The organism is Azospirillum fermentarium, from assembly GCF_025961205.1.
GTDB classification, from domain to species: Bacteria; Pseudomonadota; Alphaproteobacteria; order Azospirillales; family Azospirillaceae; genus Azospirillum; species Azospirillum fermentarium.
In genome coordinates this window covers 541,691-561,662 of sequence record NZ_JAOQNH010000001.1, presented here as the reverse complement: position 1 = coordinate 561,662, position 19,972 = coordinate 541,691, and the positions used below count along the sequence as shown (strand labels likewise).

Below are 19,972 nucleotides of genomic sequence, written 5' to 3'. Positions count from 1 at the left end.
CGGCCTCTCTTCCCGCCTGCTTCGCTTTTCTTGAGGCTCGACCATGGCCGCCTCGCTTTCCCCGACCGCCGACGGTGCCCGCCCCCAGGCCCCGTCGGACGGCGCCGCCCCCGCTTTGCCCCCGGCCCCCCCGACGCTCCTGGCCGGGGACGACGCGGCGGGCGGCTCCCCTTCTTCCTCCCCCGCGCCGGCACCCGTCCATCACGGCGAACGGCAGGTGACGGGCCGCGACTGGGCCGGGTTCCTGGCGATGATCGTCGGCATGTTCATGGCCATCCTGGACATCCAGATCGTCGCCTCGTCGCTGTCGGAGATTCAGGCCGGGCTGTCGGCCAGCGCCGACGAGATCTCGTGGGTCCAGACCTCGTACCTGATCGCCGAGGTGGTGATGATCCCGCTGTCGGGGATGCTGTCGCGCATCCTGTCCACGCGGGTGCTGTTCACCGCCTCGGCCATCGGGTTCACGCTGATGAGCATCGCGTGCGCCTTTGCCGGGTCCATCGAGACGATGATCCTGTACCGGGCGCTGCAGGGCTTCATCGGCGGGGCGATGATCCCCACCGTGTTCGCCACCAGCTTCGCCCTGTTCCCCGGCCCGAAACAGGCGGGGGTGTCGGTGCTGATCGGTCTGGTCGCCACGCTGGCCCCCACCCTGGGGCCGACGCTGGGCGGGTGGCTGACCCAGAGCTTTTCCTGGCACTGGCTGTTCCTGATGAACGTGGTGCCGGGCATCGTGGTGGCGTCGCTGGTGTGGAACTTCGTCCACATCGACCGCGGCGACCGTTCGCTGCTGAAGGGTTTCGACGTCTGGGGCCTGCTGTTCATGGCCCTGTTCCTCGGCAGCCTGGAATTCGTGGTGGAGGAAGGCCCCCGCAACGACTGGATGCAGGACGAGGAGGTCGCCATCTTTGCCGTGGTATCGGCGGTGGCGGGTGTGGCGTTCTTCGCGCGGGTTCTCTATTACCGCAACCCCATCGTGGAACTGCGGGCCTTCGCCGACCGCAACTTCGCCATCGGGTCGCTCTATTCCTTCATCATCGGCATCGGGCTCTACGGCGCTGTCTATCTGATGCCGCTGTTCCTGGCGCGGGTGCGGGGCTTGAACAGCTTTCAGATCGGCATGGTGATGATCGTGACGGGGGCGTTCCAGTTCCTGTCGGCGCCCATCGCCGGGGCCTTGTCCAAGAAGCTGGACCTGCGCGTCATGCTGGGCATGGGGCTCAGCCTGTTCGGGCTGGGGCTGTGGCTGAACAGCCACCTGACCGCCCAGTCGGATTTCTGGGAACTGTTCCTGCCGCAGATGGTGCGCGGGCTGTCGCTGATGATGTGCTTCATCCCCATCAACGCCATCGCGCTGGGCACGCTGCCGCTGGAGAAGCTGAAGAACGCGTCGGGCCTCTACAACCTGATGCGCAATCTGGGCGGGGCCATCGGGCTGGCGGCCATCAACACGGTGATGATCGACCGCAACGCGCTGCACATGAACCGCATCGGCGATTACCTGAACCCGGCCCGCCCGGTGGTGCAGGACATGATGGACAGCCTGTCGTCGGGCTTCGACGGCAGCGTGGCCGACGCCACCGCCGCCGCGGCCAAGATCATGGGCGCCCTGGTGCAGCGGGAAGCGCTGGTGATGACCTTCAACGACTGTTTCCTGGTCATGGCCTGCGTGTTCGGCAGCGCCCTGCTGGTCATGCCGTGGGTCCGCAAGCCCTCCCACGCGGTGAAGGCGGACCACTGAGGGCGATCAGCGGGGCAGCATCCCCGGCCCCGCTTGGAGGCTGACGCCTCCAAACCTCCCCCCTTTTATCCATAGAAGAAAAGGGGGGTGGGGCATCGTCCCAGACGGGCTTGGGCGGCCGCCCAATCACACGGTTACCAGCCGTTCACCCGCGCCAGGCGGCGGGCGTTGGCGCTGGCCTTGCGGTGGATGGGGCGCAGGCCGGCACCGGCCAGCACCGCCGCCGACTCGGCGAAATGCAGCCCGGCGTTCACGCCGGCCATGATGCTGCCCTCCACCAGTTGCCGTTGGGCGGTCAGCACGTCGGTGGGGGAGCGGCAGGCGCCGAAGCCGCACAGCGCCGTGGTGACCGCCTGGGCCGGGGCGATGAACAGCGCCATCCACGCCTTTTGCAGGTCGGCCAGCCCGTGGGCCAGGGCGCCGGCGGATTCCGCCGCCGCTTCCACCTTTTCCGTGCCCATGCGGACGAATTCGGGGTTGGTCAGTTCGATGGGGTCGGTCAGAGCCCCCGCCATCATGGCGGTGCGGTAGCCGATGGTGCGGGCCGACACGATGCCCAGATCACTCTGCTGCACCGCGGTTCGCATCAATCGGTTGTACACGCTGGCGATCTGCGCCCCGCTGCTCATCAGGTCAGCGAACGATGCGGTGTGGCGGCGCTTGCCCATGCGGTCGTGTCCTTGGCTGAAATCCGGTTGTCCTTCGCAAACGCAGCATGGGGCGGTTTCGTTCCGTCCCATGCCGCGCTCGAAGGACTATGACGGATAGGTTACGCCTTGGACAGGGCGCGATCCAGATCCTCGATGATGTCCTGCGGATCTTCCAGTCCGATCGACAGGCGGATCAGGCCGGGGGTGATGCCGGCACGGGCCTTGTCCTCGTCGGACAGCTTGCAGTGGGTGGTGGTGGCCGGGTGGGTGGCCAGGCACTTGGCATCGCCCAGGTTGTTGGAGATCATCACCATCCCCAGCCCGTTCAGCGTGGCGAAGGCCGCGTCCTTGCCGCCCTTGACCTCGAACGTGATCATGGTGCCGCCGGCCGTCATCTGGCGGCGGATCAGCGCGCGCTGGGGATGGCTGTCCAGACCGGGATAGTTGACGCGGGCGACCTTGGGGTGACCCTCCAGGAACCGGGCGACGGCATCGGCCCCCGCGCACATGGCGTTGACCCGCAGATCCAGCGTCTCCAGACCTTTCAGCAGGACCCAGGCGTTGAACGGGCTGATGGTCGGGCCGGTGTGGCGCAGGAACGGGTGGATCACGTCGTTGCCGAACGCCTTGTCGGACAGGATGATTCCGCCCAGGCAACGGCCCTGGCCGTCGATGTGCTTGGTGGCGGAATAGATCACCACGTCGGCGCCGAATTCGAACGGGCGCTGCAGCACGGGCGTGGCGAAGGCGTTGTCCACCACCACCTTGGCCCCGGCCTTGTGCGCCAGTTCGCACACGGCCCCCAGATCAACGATGTCCAGCGTCGGATTCGACGGGGTTTCCAGGAACACCACGGTGGTGGGCTTGGACAGCGCCTCTTCCCACTGCGTCAGGTCGGTGCCGTCCACCAGGACCGCTTCGACACCGAAACGGGTGGCGATATCGCGGATCACCACAAGACACGAAATGAACAGGTTGTAGGGGGCGACGATGCGGTCGCCGGCCTTCAACTGGCACATCAGGGCCGCGAACACCGCCGCCATGCCCGACGAGGTGGCATAGGCCCACTCCGCCCCCTCGTACGCGGCCAGCCGGTCCTCGAACATGGCGCAGGTGGGGTTGCGGAAGCGCGAATAGACGTGGCGCATCCCGTCGTTGGCGAACGCAGCCTCCGCCTCTTCCGCCGCGGCATAGACATAGCCGGAGGTCTGGAAGATGGCTTCCGACGTTTCGTCGAAGGCCGAACGGTTGGTGCCGCCATGGATCAGTTGCGAGCGGGGACGCAGGGCGGAAACATCGGGTTTGCGGTGGTCGGTCCGAGACATGGTGCCTTCCTTCGTCGGCCGGTGGGGCCACCCGGCCAAACAAAAAAGCCCCGACCGGGGAGGGTCGAGGCGCGGACGAGGCGGCTCGGACCTTTTTAGCGGATTGTTTTCCGTGGCCCGCAAGCCGGTCGCCCAAATCACCACGTGGAAGGATTTCTAGACCCCGCGGCACAGGGCCGTCAAGGGGTGGATGGGGGGGCGGATGGCTGCCATGTTGGCGCTTCCGCGGCCCCTGCCGGCGCGCAAAAAATCCACAGCGGCAGCGTGTTATTGCGCTGCCGAAACGGAGGCGCCGGGGATGATCGGGCGGGGGCGGTGGGGCCGCCCCCCGCCGGCCTCAGTCTTCCTCGTCTTCGCCGTCGGCGTCGGCTTCGATCTGGGCGGCCAGATCGCGCAGCATGTCGGCGACGTCTTCGTGGCTGGTTTCGTCCACCGCGGCATTGACCGCGGCTTCGATCATCGCCACGGCCACATAGGGGCCAAGCATCCCGCCTTCCTTGATCGCGGCTTCCAGGTGCTTTTCAGCGACCTCCAGAGCCTTGTCGAACAGGGCTTCGGCAGTCTGGGGGGTATCATTGCTCATCGGTTGATCCGATCGGTGGAAAGGTACGCTGATTCCTATAACACCGGGCGGGGGCGGTTGGCCCGCGAATTCGCATCACCCGTCTCATGCGGGCGGCCCCCTTGCCCCGCCGCGCGCAAGGCGCCAGAGTGGCCGCTTCTGCCCCAAAGGTGAAGCACGCCATGTCCGCCGTCCCCTCCGCCCCCACCGATCCCGCCCGCTACCGTTTCTGGGTGGCCGAAGAGGTCCGGTTCGCCGATCTCGACGTCCAGGGACACGTCAACAACAACGCCTTCGGCGTGTTCTTCGAGCATGGACGGGTGGAGTTCCTGCGCCATCTGGATGGATTCGGGCCGGACAAGCCGTGGCTGATCGCGCTGGCCCGCAGCGTCATCGACTACCGCGCCGAATTGCATTACCCCGCGTCCATCCGCATCGGCATGGGGGTGCTGCGGCTGGGGAACACCTCCCTGACGCTGGGCGGGGCGGTGTTCAAGGGCGATGCCTGCATCAGCACCCAGGAAGCGGTGTGCGTGCTGCTGGACGCCGGCACCCGCCGGCCCACGCCGGTCCCCGATTCCCTGCGCGCCGCCCTGTCGTCCCATTCGCTCGTCTGACGAAAGCCCCGATCCCGTGAACGCCCGCCGCCCCGTCCGCCGCCCGGCCCCGGCCCCGGCCCCCCAGACCATCGACGTCACCATCACCGCCGTGGGTGCCCGCGGCGATGGGCTGGCGCAACAGGGGGGCGTACGCCTGTACGTGCCCTTCACCATCGCCGGGGAACGGGTGAGCGTGCGCGCCGGTCTCGGCGCCGCCAAGGAGGGAAAGGGGGAGGGCGTACGGGCCGAACTCCTTGAAATTATTGAGCCTTCACCCCACCGCGTTCCCCCGCCCTGCAGCCATTTCGGTGTCTGCGGCGGGTGTACGCTCCAGCATATGGACGACGGCGCCTACGCCGATTGGAAAGTGGCGCAGGTGCGCACGGTGCTGGACCGGGTGGGGCTGGCCGGCGTGCCGCTGCACCCGCTGGCGCGGACGGCCCCCCTTGGCCGCCGCCGTGCCCGCTTCGCCGCCTTGAAACGGGGAAAGCGGGTGTGGCTGGGATTCAACGGGCGGCAGAGCCATCGGGTGGCCGATCTGGCCGAGTGTCCGGTGATTCACCCCGCCCTGCTGGGGCTGCTGGCCCCGGCGCGGGAGCTGCTGGCCGGGATCCTGCCCGACGGCGGGGCCTGCGACCTGATGGTGAGCGTGGCCGACGGCGGACTCGACCTGTTGCTGGTGGGGCCGCCGGCGCTTGACCGGCGGGCGCGGGAACGGCTGGCCGTCTTCGCCGAAGACCAGAAACTCGCCCGCGTGGCATGGCAGGCCGAAGACGGCGGAGACTCGGAGCCGGTGGCCCACCGCGGCGGCGCCACCATCCGTTTCGGTTCCGCAATCATCGAGCCGGCACCGGGCGCCTTCCAGCAGGCCAGCGATGCGGGGCAGGCGGCCCTGACCGCGGCGGTGGTGGAGGCGGTGGGGCCGGGGCCGAAGCGGATCGTGGATCTCTTCGCCGGTCTGGGCACCTTTACCTTTCCCTTGGCCGAGCGCGGCACCGTCCACGCGGTGGAGGGGGACGCGGCGGCCCTGGCATCCCTGTCCCGCGGGGCGGCGAACCGGCGCATCACGTGGGAGCGGCGCGACCTGTTCACCGACCCGCTGACGGTGAAGGAACTGGATCGTTTCGAAGCCGTTGTGTTCGATCCGCCGCGGGCCGGTGCCGCGGCCCAGGCGTCCGCGCTGGCGTCGTCGGCGGTGCCGCTGGTGGTGGGGGTATCGTGCAGCCCGGCGACCTTTGCCCGCGACGCCCGCACGCTCACCGACGGCGGCTACCGCCTGACCCATGTGGTGCCGGTGGATCAGTTCCTGTGGGCGGCCCATGTGGAACTGGTCGGGGTGTTCGTGCGCTGAAATCAGGCCCATAAGCCCTCTCCCCGGGCGGGAGAGGGGGGAATTTTCTGGTTTGGCAACAGGCGCCGGGTGCCGCCGTGCGGGGTTTAGGGGTGGCGTGGGCTGCGGCAGCGTGCTATCGAAACCCGTTCTTCGCCGGCCCGGCGGCTTATCCCCCGACCCATTGACGCACACGCCCCACCATGCACACGTTCCTGGAATTCGAAAAGCCCATCGCCGAGCTGGAAGGCAAGATCGAGGAGCTGCGGCACCTGACCAATGCCGGCGACATCAACATCGCCGACGAGGTGGGCAAGCTTCAGGCCAAGGTGGACAAGCTCCTGCGCCAGACCTACGCCAAGCTGACCCCGGCGCAGAAGGTGCAGGTGGCCCGCCACCCCAACCGCCCCCACGGCCTGGATTACATCAAGGCGCTGGTGGAGGATTTCACGCCGCTGGCCGGTGACCGCCATTTCGCCGAGGATGAGGCCATCATCGGCGGCCTTGGCCGCTTCCGCGGCCGCTCGGTGGTGGTGATCGCCCAGGAAAAGGGCCACGACACCGAAACCCGCGTCCGCCACAACTTCGGCATGGCCAAGCCCGAGGGCTACCGCAAGGCCCAGCGGCTGATGTTTCTGGCCGAACGCTTCCGCCTGCCGGTGGTGACGCTGGTGGACACGGCGGGGGCCTTCCCCGGCGTCGATGCCGAGGAGCGCGGCCAGGCCGAAGCCATCGCCAAGAGCATCGAGACCTGCCTGCGCATCGGCGTTCCGCTGGTTGCCGCCGTGATCGGCGAAGGCGGTTCGGGCGGCGCCATCGCGCTGGCCGCCGCCGACCGGGTGCTGATGCTGGAACACGCGATCTATTCGGTGATCTCGCCCGAGGGCTGTGCCTCCATCCTGTGGCGCAACCCCAACAACGCCAGCGACGCCGCCACCGCGCTGCGCGTCACCAGCCAGGATCTGAAGGAACTGGGGGTGATCGACAGCGTGATCCTGGAGCCCATCGGCGGCGCCCACCGCGACCCCGCCGACATCGCCAAGGCGCTGGGCGATGCCATCGAAGAGGCTCTGAGCGAACTGGACGGCCTGGACGCCGCCACCCTGAAGGCCGCCCGCCGCGCCAAGTTCCTGGCCATGGGCCAGAAGGGTCTGAGCTGAAACATGTTTGCCGAGGGGGGCTTCCCCTCGGCGCTCCCCGCCAGGGGCAAAGCCCCTGGCTGAAACCTTACGCCTTATGAACCGCGGTAAAGAAGTGGTCCACCTCGACGGTCAGGGAGCCTGAGCGCTCCGCCACCGTGCCGGCGGCGGCCAGCACCTGCGATGCGGCCGCACCGGTCTGGGCGGCGGCGCGGCGGATGTCGTCCATGGTGTCGCTGACCTCGCGCGCACCCTGGGCCGCCTGCTGGATGTTGCGGGCGATCTCTTCGGTGGCAACGCCCTGTTCCTCCACCGCGGCGGAGATGGTGGCGGCGATGCGGTTCACCTGGGCGATGGTGTCGCCGATCCCCTGGATCGACTGAACGGTCTGGCCGGTGACGGCGCGGATCTCGTCCACCTGGGCCACGATGTCCTCGGTGGCCTTGGCGGTCTGGGAAGCGAGGTTCTTCACCTCCGACGCGACGACGGCGAAACCCTTGCCGGCTTCGCCCGCGCGGGCCGCCTCGATGGTGGCGTTCAGCGCCAGCAGGTTGGTCTGCGCGGCGATGGACTGGATCAGGGTCACCACGTCGCCGATCTGCTGGGCGCCCTGGGCCAGGGCCGCCACGGTGGTGTTGGTCTGCTCCACCGAGCTGACCGCCTCGCCGGTGATGCGGGCCGATTCCTCCAACTGGCGCCCGATGCCGCGGATGGAGGCGGAAAGCTGTTCGGTGGTGGCGGCGACGGTCTGGACGTTGGACGAGGATTGCTGGGCGGCGACGGTGACCGATGCGGTCTGGCCGCTGGTGCGCTCGGCGATGGCCAGCAGCGATTCCGCCGTCGCCTTCAACTGCACGGCCGACGCCGACAACTCGCCCGACAGGCCGCCGGCCTTGCCCTCGAACCCGCGCTGGAGCGTGGCGAGCGTGGTGGCCCGCGCCTCGCGCGCCTGCCATTCGGCCTTTTGCGCAAGGTCCAGTTCGTGGGCGCGGATCAGGCCGTTCTTGAACACATCCACCGCCCGGGCCATGGTCCCGGCCTCGTCGGCGCGGTCGAGTGCGGGGATGGAGGTGGTGAGGTCGCCGTCGGCCAGCCGCTTCATCGCCTCGGTCATCGCCGCCAGCGGACGGGCCAGCCCGCCGCCGAGCGCCAGGGCCACCAGCGTGCCCACGGCGATGCAGCCCAGCCCGACCAGCCCCACCAGCAGCGTCAGCCGGTTGGCGTCGGCCATGATGCTGGCCCGCGGCACCGCCACCATGAAGGCCCAGGCGCCGTCGGTGCGGCTGAAGCGGATGGGGGAGACGCGCAGGTAATAATCCCGGCCGTTCAGCATCGCATCGCCTTCGAACACGCGGCCCTCGGCGACGGCCTGGCGGGCCGCGGCGGGAAGGTCGTCCGCCGTCTGCGACAGGCGCCCCGCCGTGGGATGGGCGACATAGCGGCCCGAGGCCGACAGCACGGCGACGAAGCCGTCGCCATAGGGCTTCACCTGCGCCACCGCCTCGGTCAGGCCGGCGAGCGACAGGTCGATGCCGGCCACGCCGATCACCGCGCCCCCGTCCATCACCGGCATGGCGGCACTGGTCATCAGCGCCTTGGTCAGGTCGTCGAGATAGGGTTCGGTCACCACCTCCTTCCGGGCGGTGGCGGCGCTGCGGTAATAGGTCTTGGTCTGGACCTCTTCATAGGTCACGCCCTCGCTGTCGTCGGCCTTGGGCTCCTTGTCGCCGGGCAGCCACAGCAGGCTCATGCGCCCGGTGTTGGGCAGACCCAGGATTTCCCCGTCGCGGGCGGTGAACGCGGCGTCATGCCCGTCGAAGCCGTTGTCGGCCATATCGACCCAGACCCCGGCATAGGACGGGTTGGCGCCGGCCACACGGGCGAGGAAGCGGTTGACCACCGTGCGGCGCGGCTCGCCGGTGCTGCGCTCGGCGGCGATCAGGTCGGCGATGGCGCGGGCGCTGTCCACCGCCTGGGCGATGTCGGCGGAGACGCGGGCGGTCTGGTGTTCGGCCAGCTCGGCGGTCAGCGCGATGGCCGCCGCCTGGCTTGCCTGACGGGAAAGCCACAGGGACAAACCGGTGATGGCCGCGGCGCCCACCGCCAGAACGGCCACCATTCCGATAACGATTTTGGTCCGCAACCGGGCCTTCATCCAAAACTGCATCGGGGCCGCCATTCGTCAGAGGGGGAGGTAGGGGAAACGAAGGCCCGTATTCTCAGGTTATTTCATTTTTTTTCAACCTTTACTGTCTTTCAAGAGATTAACAAAAGGAAAGGGTGTGTAACAATGATGGTCCGTCCTGCCTATTTTTCCGTGCCGCCGCCGTTTTCCTGGCGATAGGGGGACGCGGCGGCCAGGGCGGCGATTTCTTCCTCCATCATCCGGCGTTCCTGGTCCAGATGGGCGGCCAGCGCCTTGGCGAAGCCGGGGTCGCGCACCCGGTGGGCGCTGTGGGTGCGCACCGGCAGATAACCGCGCTGGATCTTGTGCTCGCCCTGGGCGCCCGCTTCCACCCGCGCCAGCCCGCGTTCGATGGCGAAGTCGATGGCACGGTAGTAACACGCCTCGAAATGCAGCATGCGGTAACGCCCGTCGGACCCCCAGTTGCGGCCGTACAGAACCCCGCCTCCCATCAGGTTCAGCGCTCCCGCCACCCACTCGCCGCCGTCGCGGCACATGACCAGCACCACCGCGTCCGCCATGGTGTCGCCAAGCTGGTGGAAGAAGGACCGTTTCAGATACCCCCCGCCCCATTTGCGGTCGGTGGTGTCCATATAGAAGCGGTGGAAGGCGTCCCAGTGCTCCGCCTTCAGATCGTCTCCGGTCAGGGTGAGGAGTTCGACGCCGCTGTCGGCCACCTCCTTGCGCTCCTTGCGGATGGCCTTGCGCTTGCGCGACGCCAGCGCGTCCAGGAAATCGTCGAAGCGGGCGTAGCCGCGGTTGTCCCAGTGGTATTGCACGCCGGTGCGGCGCAGCCACCCGGCCTGTTCCAGCCGTTCGGCCTCGTGCTCGTGGGGGAAGGTGACATGGGCCGACGACAGGCCATAGGCCCGCATGGCTTCTTCCATGCCGCCGACCAGCGTCTTGGCCACCGCCGGCCCGGCATCGGGGCGGCACAGCAGCCGCGGGCCGGTGACGGGGGTGAAGGGCACCGCGGCCTGAAGCTTGGGGTAATAGCGCCCGCCCGCCCGTTCATAGGCGTTGGCCCAGGCATGGTCGAAGACGTATTCGCCGTAGGAATGGCTCTTGGCGTAGAGGGGCACCGCCCCCACCAGCCGTCCGCCGGCGTCGAAGGCGCCCAGATGGACCGGCTCCCACCCCGTGGCCGCCGTCGCCGACCCGCTGTCCTCCAGCGCCTTCAGGAAGGCGTGGCGGACGAAGGGATTGTCCGGCCCGGCGCAGGCGTCCCAGTCGGCGGCGGCCACCGCGCCGATGCCGTCGAGAATCCTGAGCGTGATCGCCTCGCCACCGTCCGGCATGGTTCCATCCCCGTTCCTGCTGTGCAGCATGAGCAGAGGTAGTCCGCACCCCGGACGGCGGCAAGACGCGGTTGCCTTAGCCGGCGACCTCGAACACCGCATCCACCTCCACCGCCACGTTGAACGGCAGGGAGGGGGCGCCGACGGCGAAGCGGGCGTGCGTGCCGGCAGCGCCGAACACCGCCTGCATCAGCTCCGACGCGCCGTTGATGACCGCCGGATGGTCGTGATAGTCGGGGCCGGCGTTGACGAAGCCGCCCAGCTTCACCACCCGCGTGATGCGGTCCAGATCCCCCCCGAGCGCCGCCTTGGCCTGGGCCAACAGGTTGAGGGCGCAGAGCTTCGCGGCCTCCTTCCCCTCGGCGGTGGAAAACTCCTGCCCCACCTTGCCGACGAAACGGCGCTCGCCGTTCCATGCCGGCAACTGGCCGGAGACATACAGCGTGGTCCCGCTCTGAACCGTCGGAACATAGGCGGCAACCGGGGCCGCGGCCTGGGGCAGTTCCAGCCCCAGTTCCGCCAGCCGGGCATCGATGCGTCCTGCCATGTCGGACCCTCCCTTTCTTGGCTATGGCGGCAACCACGATAGCCGGTGCGGCCCGTCATCTCCAGTGGGGGCGCGGAATGGGCCGGCGATTCCTAAGCCACTGGTAGGAATCATTTTTTCAGGACGTAGGAAATTTTATCCCCTTGCCCCCACGCCCCGGCAAAGTTTTCCACACCAGGTTGGAAGAGAAAGGGGGCAAAAACGGATATTTGGCAGTGCTGATCAAATAACCGTATGATTCAGAATGATTTTTTAAGAATTCGAGCAGTTGGCACGGTCTTTGTAAGGAAGGGGGCGACGCATCAACCGACGTTGCCTCGCCCGGCCCAAGCCAGCCGCGAGGCCGGCCTCAGAAGGAGACTGGAGCTATGGCCATCAACGACGTGACCCTCACTGCTTCCATGCGCACCAACCTTCTCCAGCTGCAAAGCACGGAGAAGAGGATCGGCGAGAAGCAGAACATCCTGTCCACGGGCAACAAGATCAATTCGGCGCTCGACGGGCCGACGGCGTTCTTCGCCGCCAAGAACCTGAACCAGCGCGCCGGTGACCTGTCATCGCTCAAGGACGCGATGGGCCAGAGCATCAGCACCATCAAGGCCGCGGACAAGGGCATCACCGCCATCGAGGGCTACATGGAACAGGCCCGCGGTCTGACGACCGCCGCCTATGCCGCCCTGGGCAACGACGCCTCGTCCATCGCCACGCGCAAGTCGCTGGCCAAGCAGTTCAACACCCTGAAGGAACAGATCGACAAGCAGGCCGGCGACAGCGGCTACGCCGGCAAGAACCTGCTGGCCGGCAACGGCATGCGGCTGGACAGCACCAGCGCGTCGCGGTCCACCACCAACTCGATCATCGGCGTTGACAACTCGCGCGTCACCAACGTGACCGCCACCGACACCTATGCGGTGCGTGTGCGGGGGACCGGTGCCATCACGGGGGCGTCGGGCGACATCAACTCCGCCGAACTGGCCCACGGCCTGACGAACCTGAACGTCACCGGCACGATGAACACGGAGAAGGGCAACTTCAGCGACGTGTCGATCGAAGTGCGCGGCGCCACGGGCCGGGAACGCACCTTCATCGTGTCGGACGGGACCGAAGCCCGCACCATCTCCTACTTCGACAACAGCCAGACCGCGTTGGCCACCACCGTCACCCCCGCCAAGACCGGCGTGGCCCAGGTGACCAACGTCGCCGTCGGCGGCACGATCGAAGAGGGTGACACCTTCTCCATCACGCTGGAAGGCCAGACCTTCAAGTATTCCGCCACCGCCGACGACGTGGCGCTGGGCCAGGACGGCCGCAAGAACGTCGCCACCAAGCTGATGCAGTCGATCAGCGCGGCCCTGGCCGGCAACGGCCGTCTGGTGTCCAACAGCATGGACGTCGCCAGCGTGTCGGTGGACGCCAACGGCATCATCCAGTTGACCGGCAAGACCGACGCCCTGGTCATCCGCGACATGGCGGTGTCGGCATCGGCCGAGAACGCGGCCACCAAGCGGATCTCCGAAAGCTTCGCGTCGGGCACGGTGGTGTCGTTCACCGTTGACCGCAAGCTGCTGGAACAGGCGTCCAACTCCGGTAACGGCACCTCCACCATCGAAAAGCGGGTGGACCTGCAGATCAGCGCCACCAACCTGAACGGCAACGTCATCACCCGCGACGGCATGGCCGCCCGCGGTGAGGGCAAGCTCCAGGACGGTGAAAACTCCTTCGCCTTCGACACCGGCACCGTGCGTTTCGGCGTCGATCAGAAGACCATCCAGCAGGCCGCCAACGCCAGCCAGGCCGCGAACCTGGTGACGGTGCAGGTGACCGACGCCAACACCCAGAACGACCTGACGGTCCAGCTGAACGAGCGCAACACCAACTCGATCACCGTGACCAGCCAGAACCTGTCGTCCAGCGGCCAGGGCCTGCGCATCGACTATGCCCAGAACGACTGGATGGACCGTTCGGACATCGACAAGGCGGTGGCCGGTCTGGACTACGCCAAGGATTACCTGCGGTCGGCGTCGCAGAACCTGTCCACCAACCTCAGCATCATCACCACCCGCGAAACCTTCACCAAGGAGTTCAGCGACGTGCTGGTCGAGGGTGCGAACAAGCTGACCCTGGCCGACCAGAACGAGGAAGGTGCGAGCCTGCTGATGTTGCAGACCCGCCAGCAGCTCGGCACCATCGCGCTCAGCCTCGCCAACCAGTCGCAGCAGTCGATCCTGCGTCTGTTCTAAGCCTCCGCCTGAGAAGGCAACGGAGGGCCGGAGCCGCCTCTCCCGGTGGCCGACCGGCGATGCGTCGGGAAACGGGCACGCCACACGCGGGCGTGCCCTTTCTCGTTTCCGGGGTTCTCGTTTCCGGGGACGGGGCGCCTGTTTCTTACCGGACCGCCGCATCCACCAGCGCCCGCGCATCACGGGCCAGGGCGGCGCGCGACGGCGCCAGGGTGTACATCATGTGCCCGCCGGGGTATGTGCGCACCGACACCCGGTCCCGCTCCCCCGCCGGCAGTTCCAGATTCCGCGCGATCCACGCCGACGCCATGTAGGGGGTGATCAGGTCGGTCAGCCCATGGGCGATCAGCACCCGCAGGCCGGGGGTCAGCGACAGCACCGATTGCAGCTCGCCGGTGGCGCTGGGCACGCTCATGCGCGGCCATTCCCAATTGCGGTTCACCCGGCCGCTCAGCAGGGTGAAGGGCGTGTCGGTGCGGAACTCCAGATCCCGCTGCACATAACCGGCGAAGGCGGTGGCATAGACCGGCAGGGTTCCGTCCAGGAACGGATCGTCGGCCACCCGCGGCGACGCCGGATCGGGGTCGGGGCCGGTGAAGGTGCCGTCGTAGAGGCTGGCGACCCGGCCCTTGTCGCGCACGATCTCGCGGATGAAGGTGCGGGCCGGCACCCGGCCCCGGTGGCGGGTGATCATCTCCACCGGCAGGCCGATGCGCTGGGCCAGATCGGTGAACAGGGGAGACGACGCGTCCAGGCGCCCCAGATCCAAGGTCGCCAGACCGGCCACATAGTCGGTCAGGGCGAAGCGCTCGGCGTTGCGGGCCGCCTCTTCCGGGGTGCCGGCGGCCTTGTGGTGGAAGGCGGCGCTGGCGGCGTAGGACGGCAGCTTGAAGGCGGCGGCCAGCAGGCCCGACGGCCCTTCGCTGATGGTGGCGAAATCCACCGCCGGCGACAGCATGATCAGGCCGTTGAGGAACACCCCCTGCTGGCCCGCCAGTTCGGCGGCCATGCGGGCGATGCGGAAGCCGCCGTAGCTTTCCCCCACCAGCAGCTTGGGCGAATCCCAGCGCCCGTTCCGCGCCAGCCACAGGCGCACGATCTCGGCCATGGCGCGGGCATCGCCGTCGGGCGACCAGGTGCGCTTTTCCGCCTCCTCCCCGGTCAGGCCGCGGGAATAGCCGGTGCCCACCGGGTCGATGAACACCAGATCGGTGAAGGCCAGCCAGGAATCGGGGTTGTCCGTCACCGGGGCCGGCGGGCGCAGGATCGCCCCGTCGTCGGCGAAGCGCACGATCTTGGGCCCCAGCGCCCCCAGATGCAGATACGCCGCCGCCGCACCGGGGCCGCCGTTGAAGACGAAGGCCACGGGGCGGGGCGGGGCGTTTTTGTCCGCGGGTGCGTCGGCGGTGTAGGTGACGGTGAAGACGCGCGCCGCCGGCTCGTCCTTGCCCTCCTCGGTCAGGGGCAGGTACTCGGCCACGGCGGTGTAGGCCAACGGCCCGGCGGCCAGCGGCAGGGTGTGGCGGGTGACGGCGCGCTGGGCGTCGAAGACCGGCTTCTTTTCCGCCTGTGTCTTTTCGGGGGGCTTCGCGGCTCCCTTGTCCGCCTCCTGCGCCACGGCGGGGGCGGACAGAACCAGGGCGAGCGCCGTCAGGGCGGCGGCGCGGGAAAAGCGGGGGAGGGGCATGGGCTGGTCGGCTCCTGGCTTGCGGAACGGCGGGCGAGCGTAGCAGAACCTGCCCGCCCCGTCCCCCAGATGGGGTTCCAGGCCCCTGCCGTCACCGGGTCAGCCCATCTCTCTCAGCCCGTCTCTCTCAGCCCATGTCTTCCAGCACGTACACGCGCAGCCGGTGGCCGTCGGGGTCGGCGGCGGCGAAGGTGTAGCCGAAATCCATCTTCACCGGGGCCTGCAGGATGGTCAGCCCCTTGGCCGTCCATTCGGCGTGGAGATCATCCACCGCGGCGCGGGCCGCGACGGGGAAGCCCAGTTCGGCGGCGCCGGGGGCGGCTTCGGGCGCCGGTTCCACCCCGTCGCGCGCCCACAGGCCCAGCATCATGCCCGGTACCAGCTCGAACAGGGCGAAACCGGGGGAGGCTTCCAGCGGGCCGCGGCCCAGGATCTTGGCATAGAAGTCGGCGCTGGCCAGCGGGTCTTTGACGTACAGGAAAACGTTGGCGGGGGTGGTCATCGGTCTGTCTCCGGTGGGGTGTTGCGGCGGGTCGCCGTCGTTCGGTGACCCTTTTGTACCCGCCCCCGGTGACAGTTTCCGTCAGCAGCGTTCCAGCCCATCGAGCGCCGGCAGGGCCGCCCCCTCCGCCGCCTTCCATTCCTTCAGCAAGGTGGCGCGGCGGCGGGGATAGCGGGTGCCGGTGTCGGTCAGGTGCGCGATGCGGTCGGTGCGGAAATGGCGGAAGCCCTGGCGCAGAACGCACCACGCGATCACCACCCGCACATTGTCGAAAAACGCCAGCCCCATGGGCCAGATGGTCCGCTCGGTCGCCGCCCCGCCCTTGTCGCTGTAGGCGATGGTCAGCGCGTGTTCCTGGCGGATGGCGCGGCGGATGGCCGACACGTCGATGCGGTCGATCACCTCCGCCGTCCTGGGCGGCACGAACAGCCCGGCGCTGTCCAGGCTGGCCCGCACCTCGTCGGGCAAAACGGCGGCGATCTTGGTCAGTGCTGCCCGCGCGGCATCGCCCAGCGGCCCGTCGGCGCGGTCGGCCACCCAGCGCGACCCCAGCACCAGCGCCTCGATCTCTTCCACCGTGAACATCAGCGGCGGCAGCAGGAAGCCGGGGCGCAGGACATAGCCCACCCCGGCTTCCCCCTCGATCCGCGCCCCTTGCGCCTGGAGCGTGGCGATGTCGCGGTAGAGCGTGCGCAGGCTGACGCCAAGCTCGTCGGCCAATGCTGCACCACGCACCGGACGGCGGTGGCGGCGCAGCACCTGCAACAGATCGAGCAGACGTTCGGCCCGCGACACGGGAGGCGTGCTTAGTGGCGGAAGTGGCGCATGCCGGTGAACACCATGGCCAGACCCTTTTCGTCCGCCGCGGCGATCACCTCGTTGTCACGGATCGAGCCGCCGGGCTGGATCACCGCGGTCACTCCCGCTTCCGCCGCCGCCAGCAGGCCGTCGGCGAAGGGGAAGAAGGCGTCCGACGCCACCACCGAGCCTTGGGTCAGCGGCAGGGCGATGCCGGCGGCCTTCGACGCTTCCGCGGCCTTGATGGCGGCGATGCGGGCGCTGTCCACGCGGCTCATCTGCCCCGCACCGATGCCGGCGGTGGCCCCGTCCTTGGCATAGACGATGGCGTTCGACTTCACGTGCTTGGCGATGCGGAAGGCGAACAGCAGATCCTTCAGCTCCTGCTCGGTGGGGGCGCGCTTGGTGACCACCTTCAGGTCCGCCGCCGACACCCGGCCCGAATCGCGGTTCTGCAGCAGGAAGCCGCCCGACAGCATCTTGACCATCATGCCCGGCGCCGCCGGGTCCGGCATCTCGCGGGTCAGCAGCACGCGCAGGTTCTTCTTCGACGCCAGCACCGCGCGGGCCTGTTCGTCGGCGTCCGGCGCGATGATGACCTCGGCGAACAGCTTGGCGATCTCTTCCGCGGTGGCGCCGTCCAGCGGACGGTTCAGGGCGATGATGCCGCCGAAGGCGCTCACGGGGTCGCAGCGCAGGGCCAGATTGTAGGCGTCGAGGATGCTGGCGCCCTGGGCCACGCCGCAGGGGTTGGCGTGCTTGATGATGGCGACGGCGGGTTCCTCGAACTCGGCGACCAGCTCATAGGCGGCGTCGGTGTCGTTCAGGTTGTTGTACGACAGCTCCTTGCCCTGAAGCTGGATGGCGGTCGCAACGCCCGGGCGGTTGTCGCCGGTGGTGTAGAACGCCGCCTGCTGGTGCGGGTTCTCGCCGTAGCGCAGGGTCTGGGCCAGCGTGCCGGCGAAGGCCACCCGCGGCGGGAAGGTCTCGCCCAGCTGCCCGGCGAACCACGTGGAGATGGCGGCGTCATAGGCCGCGGTGCGGGCATAGGCGCGCTGGGCCAGCTTCCGCCGCAGGGTCAGGGTGGTGGCGCCCTCGTGGCGGTCCAGCTCACCCAGCAGTTCCTCGTAATCGGACGGGTCGGTGACCACGGCCACGAAATCGTGGTTCTTGGCGGCGGCGCGGATCATGCCGGGGCCGCCGATGTCGATGTTCTCGATGCAGTCGTCGAAATCGGCACCCTTGGCCACCGTCGCTTCGAACGGGTAGAGGTTCACCACCACCAGATCGATGGGCGGGATGTCGTGGGTGGCCATGGCCTCCACGTGATTGGCGGCGTCGCGGCGGGCCAGGATGCCGCCGTGGATGCGCGGGTGCAGGGTCTTGACCCGCCCGTCCATGATCTCGGGGAAGCCGGTGTGGTCCGAGACCTCTTTCACCGGCACGCCGGCTTCGGCCAGCCGCTGGGCGGAGCCGCCGGTGGACAGGATCTCCACCCCGCGGGCGGCCAGCGCCTGACCCAGGGCCACGAGGCCGGTCTTATCGGAAACGGAAATCAGCGCGCGGGTGATGCGGACGGTATCGGCGGTCATGGGGCTTTGTCCCTGGCAAGGCTGCAGCAAGAGCGGCGCCCGCCGGGTGGCCCGGCCGGGCGCAAAACGGGAATGGAGTTCTTGCGCGGGGGTTTACCCCCCCTTGTGTTCGCGGCGCAAGGCCCATTTGACGGTGGCACCCTTGGAATCGGTGTGCCCGGTGATGGCGATCTGCCATGTGCGCTGCGGCTCGTCGCCGCCGCCGAGATAGACGCTCTCCGTCGCCTCCAGCACGCCGCCCGACGCCTGCAGCCGCCACACCGCCCCGCTGGGCAGGGTCAGCAGCGCCGACAGGCCGTTCTGGGCGACGGCGGCCTGGACCTTGGGGTGCAGGTGGAAGCGGCACAGGAAGTTCTGCGGTTCGGGCGTGGCGCCCAGCACGGGTTCCAGCGTGTCCTCGCCGCGCACGTCCTCCCCGTTCTCCGCCAGATAGACCCGGCGGCGGTGGAGGTAGCCGAAGGCGCGGGCATAGCCGTTGTGGTTGGCGACCACCAGCACCGCCCCTTCCGCCTCCTGGCGTTCACAACTGACGTGGCTGGGACGGCGGCCAAGGCCGCCCTCGGGCTGCACCTCGGCGGAATTGGTCTCGGCCAGCGTGACGGTGGAATGGGCGGCGGTGGCGGCCAGCGCCGAACGCCACGGCCCGCTGCCCGACACGTGGCTGCCGCAATTGACGATCAGCCGCTCCTTGCCCACCGACACCTCCAGCGCCAGCGTGCCGGCGTGGGAGGCGGTGTCCAGGCCGGGGGCGGGCGGGGTGCCGGTGTCCATCAGCACCAGCGTGCGCCCGGCCATCAGCCGTTCGTACCCCACATGGGGCGCGCTTTTCAGCGGGCGCCCGCGGGCCTCGGCCTGGGCCAGCACGGAGTCGATGAGGGCGGGGTCTTCCTCGTGGCTGCCGTTGAACAGCGCCAGCCCGCCGTCGCCGTGGCGGAAGAAGCGGAGCGCCGGCGTCATGCGGTCGATGGCCGGCTGCAGCCCTTCGGGCGGGTCGAGCCGGGCGGTGCGCAGCAGGGTGCGGATGTCGATCAGGTCGCGCAGGATGCGCAGGTGGACCGACGGGTTGCGTTCCAGATGGCCGCCGTCGGGCAGGATCTGGCGGGCCAGTTCGCGGTCGAGCTGGCGCAGCCCCTCCGCCCCCAGCTTTTCTGCGCCGGGCAGGCACAGGCCGCCGTAGATCATCCCCTTCAGCGCCGACAGCAGGGCGGCCCCGTCCAGCTTGCCCGGCAGCACCCGGGCCAGATGGCGGGTCTGGCGGGCCAGGCTGTCGAAGATGCGGGCGCGGAACTCGTCGTCGGCGGACGCGCAGAAGAAATCGTGCAGCGCCAGCCAGTTGGACACCCGTGTGCCCAGAATGGCCGGGTTCCATGCCTGCGCGCTCCAGGCGGCATGCTCATGCATCCACGCCATCACCAGCCGGCGGGCCTGCCGCCGGGCGGCATCGCCCCCCACGGCGCGCAGGTCGCGCAGCCAGTCGAAGCCGTGCATGCCGGCAACCCAGGCCGGGTTGCCCCCCGGCGCCTTCCACGCCACCTCGCCCGACGGGCCGAGGGTGACGGTCTGGCCGCCGAAGCGGAAGCTGCCGGCCAGGATCGCCTGACCCGCGTCGGCATCGCCGGCCCAGGGGTCGGAGGGGATGACCGCCAGCGTGGTGGGCGCCTTGCCCCCCAGCATCATGGAATAGAGCGGATTGCCGTAGGCGAGCTGCGCCATGCCCTGACGGAAACGTCCGGGTTTGTCACGCGATCCAGACATGGCAACTCCTCCGCCGGTCGGG

The 19,972-nt window shown here is 68.8% G+C and carries 16 protein-coding genes and 1 riboswitch; of the genes, 5 read left to right on the top strand and 11 right to left on the bottom strand.

Annotated elements, in window-relative coordinates:
* The first annotated feature begins 43 nt into the window (after nucleotides 1-43).
* The gene (locus M2352_RS02705) at nucleotides 44-1,741 is read left to right on the top strand and encodes a DHA2 family efflux MFS transporter permease subunit (RefSeq protein ID WP_264662969.1); all 1,698 of its coding nucleotides are present in this window, start codon (nucleotides 44-46) and stop codon (nucleotides 1,739-1,741) included.
* Between the two features lie 134 nt (nucleotides 1,742-1,875).
* Here the strand turns inward: M2352_RS02705 and M2352_RS02700 are convergent, their stop codons facing one another.
* The 3 genes from M2352_RS02700 to M2352_RS02690 form a co-directional block, all read right to left on the bottom strand.
* Complete coding sequence (locus tag M2352_RS02700) at nucleotides 1,876-2,409, bottom strand: phasin family protein (protein ID WP_264662968.1); 534 nt, start codon at nucleotides 2,407-2,409, stop codon at nucleotides 1,876-1,878.
* 101 nt (nucleotides 2,410-2,510) lie between these two features.
* Nucleotides 2,511-3,716, bottom strand: coding sequence for an O-succinylhomoserine sulfhydrylase (metZ, locus tag M2352_RS02695; protein WP_264662967.1), 1,206 nt, complete (start codon nucleotides 3,714-3,716; stop codon nucleotides 2,511-2,513).
* Between the two features lie 74 nt (nucleotides 3,717-3,790).
* Nucleotides 3,791-3,870: riboswitch (SAM riboswitch) on the bottom strand.
* 183 nt (nucleotides 3,871-4,053) lie between these two features.
* A complete protein-coding gene (locus M2352_RS02690) occupies nucleotides 4,054-4,299 on the bottom strand; it encodes a hypothetical protein (protein ID WP_264662966.1) in 246 nt (81 codons plus the stop codon).
* A gap of 161 nt (nucleotides 4,300-4,460) precedes the next feature.
* Here M2352_RS02690 and M2352_RS02685 point away from each other — a divergent pair, with 161 nt between their 5' ends.
* The 3 genes from M2352_RS02685 (at nucleotide 4,461) to M2352_RS02675 (ending at nucleotide 7,367) form a co-directional block, all read left to right on the top strand.
* Nucleotides 4,461-4,895, top strand: coding sequence for an acyl-CoA thioesterase (locus tag M2352_RS02685; protein ID WP_264662965.1), 435 nt, complete (start codon nucleotides 4,461-4,463; stop codon nucleotides 4,893-4,895).
* A 16-nt stretch (nucleotides 4,896-4,911) separates the two neighbouring features.
* A complete protein-coding gene (locus M2352_RS02680) occupies nucleotides 4,912-6,228 on the top strand; it encodes a class I SAM-dependent RNA methyltransferase (protein ID WP_264662964.1) in 1,317 nt (438 codons plus the stop codon).
* A 182-nt stretch (nucleotides 6,229-6,410) separates the two neighbouring features.
* A complete protein-coding gene (locus M2352_RS02675) occupies nucleotides 6,411-7,367 on the top strand; it encodes an acetyl-CoA carboxylase carboxyltransferase subunit alpha (protein WP_264662963.1) in 957 nt (318 codons plus the stop codon).
* Between the two features lie 67 nt (nucleotides 7,368-7,434).
* Here M2352_RS02675 and M2352_RS02670 read toward each other — a convergent pair whose 3' ends face one another.
* The 3 genes from M2352_RS02670 to M2352_RS02660 all read right to left on the bottom strand — a co-directional run bounded on the left by M2352_RS02670 (nucleotide 7,435) and on the right by M2352_RS02660 (nucleotide 11,376).
* Nucleotides 7,435-9,465, bottom strand: coding sequence for a methyl-accepting chemotaxis protein (locus M2352_RS02670; RefSeq protein WP_264662962.1), 2,031 nt, complete (start codon nucleotides 9,463-9,465; stop codon nucleotides 7,435-7,437).
* 188 nt (nucleotides 9,466-9,653) lie between these two features.
* A complete protein-coding gene (locus M2352_RS02665) occupies nucleotides 9,654-10,829 on the bottom strand; it encodes a GNAT family N-acetyltransferase (RefSeq protein WP_264662961.1) in 1,176 nt (391 codons plus the stop codon).
* 76 nt (nucleotides 10,830-10,905) lie between these two features.
* The gene (locus M2352_RS02660) at nucleotides 10,906-11,376 is read right to left on the bottom strand and encodes a RidA family protein (protein ID WP_264662960.1); all 471 of its coding nucleotides are present in this window, start codon (nucleotides 11,374-11,376) and stop codon (nucleotides 10,906-10,908) included.
* Nucleotides 11,377-11,744: 368 nt separating this feature from the next.
* On the opposite strand from M2352_RS02660, the gene M2352_RS02655 reads away from it, so the two are divergent.
* Nucleotides 11,745-13,616, top strand: coding sequence for a flagellin N-terminal helical domain-containing protein (locus M2352_RS02655; protein ID WP_264662959.1), 1,872 nt, complete (start codon nucleotides 11,745-11,747; stop codon nucleotides 13,614-13,616).
* Nucleotides 13,617-13,761: 145 nt separating this feature from the next.
* On the opposite strand, the gene M2352_RS02650 is transcribed toward M2352_RS02655, so the two are convergent.
* The 5 genes from M2352_RS02650 to M2352_RS02630 form a co-directional block, all read right to left on the bottom strand.
* Nucleotides 13,762-15,303 carry a S10 family peptidase gene (locus M2352_RS02650; RefSeq protein WP_264662958.1) on the bottom strand — a complete coding sequence of 514 codons (1,542 nt, stop codon included), beginning with the start codon at nucleotides 15,301-15,303 and terminating at the stop codon, nucleotides 13,762-13,764.
* 127 nt (nucleotides 15,304-15,430) lie between these two features.
* Nucleotides 15,431-15,805, bottom strand: a complete 375-nt coding sequence (locus M2352_RS02645) for a VOC family protein (RefSeq protein WP_264662957.1) — start codon at nucleotides 15,803-15,805, stop codon at nucleotides 15,431-15,433.
* 81 nt (nucleotides 15,806-15,886) lie between these two features.
* Nucleotides 15,887-16,600: a helix-turn-helix transcriptional regulator gene (locus M2352_RS02640; RefSeq protein WP_264662956.1), complete on the bottom strand. Its 714-nt coding sequence runs from the start codon at nucleotides 16,598-16,600 to the stop codon at nucleotides 15,887-15,889.
* Nucleotides 16,601-16,611: 11 nt separating this feature from the next.
* Nucleotides 16,612-18,195 carry a bifunctional phosphoribosylaminoimidazolecarboxamide formyltransferase/IMP cyclohydrolase gene (purH, locus tag M2352_RS02635; protein ID WP_264662955.1) on the bottom strand — a complete coding sequence of 528 codons (1,584 nt, stop codon included), beginning with the start codon at nucleotides 18,193-18,195 and terminating at the stop codon, nucleotides 16,612-16,614.
* Nucleotides 18,196-18,288: 93 nt separating this feature from the next.
* A complete protein-coding gene (locus tag M2352_RS02630) occupies nucleotides 18,289-19,950 on the bottom strand; it encodes a heparinase II/III family protein (protein ID WP_264662954.1) in 1,662 nt (553 codons plus the stop codon).
* Nucleotides 19,951-19,972 lie beyond the last annotated feature (22 nt).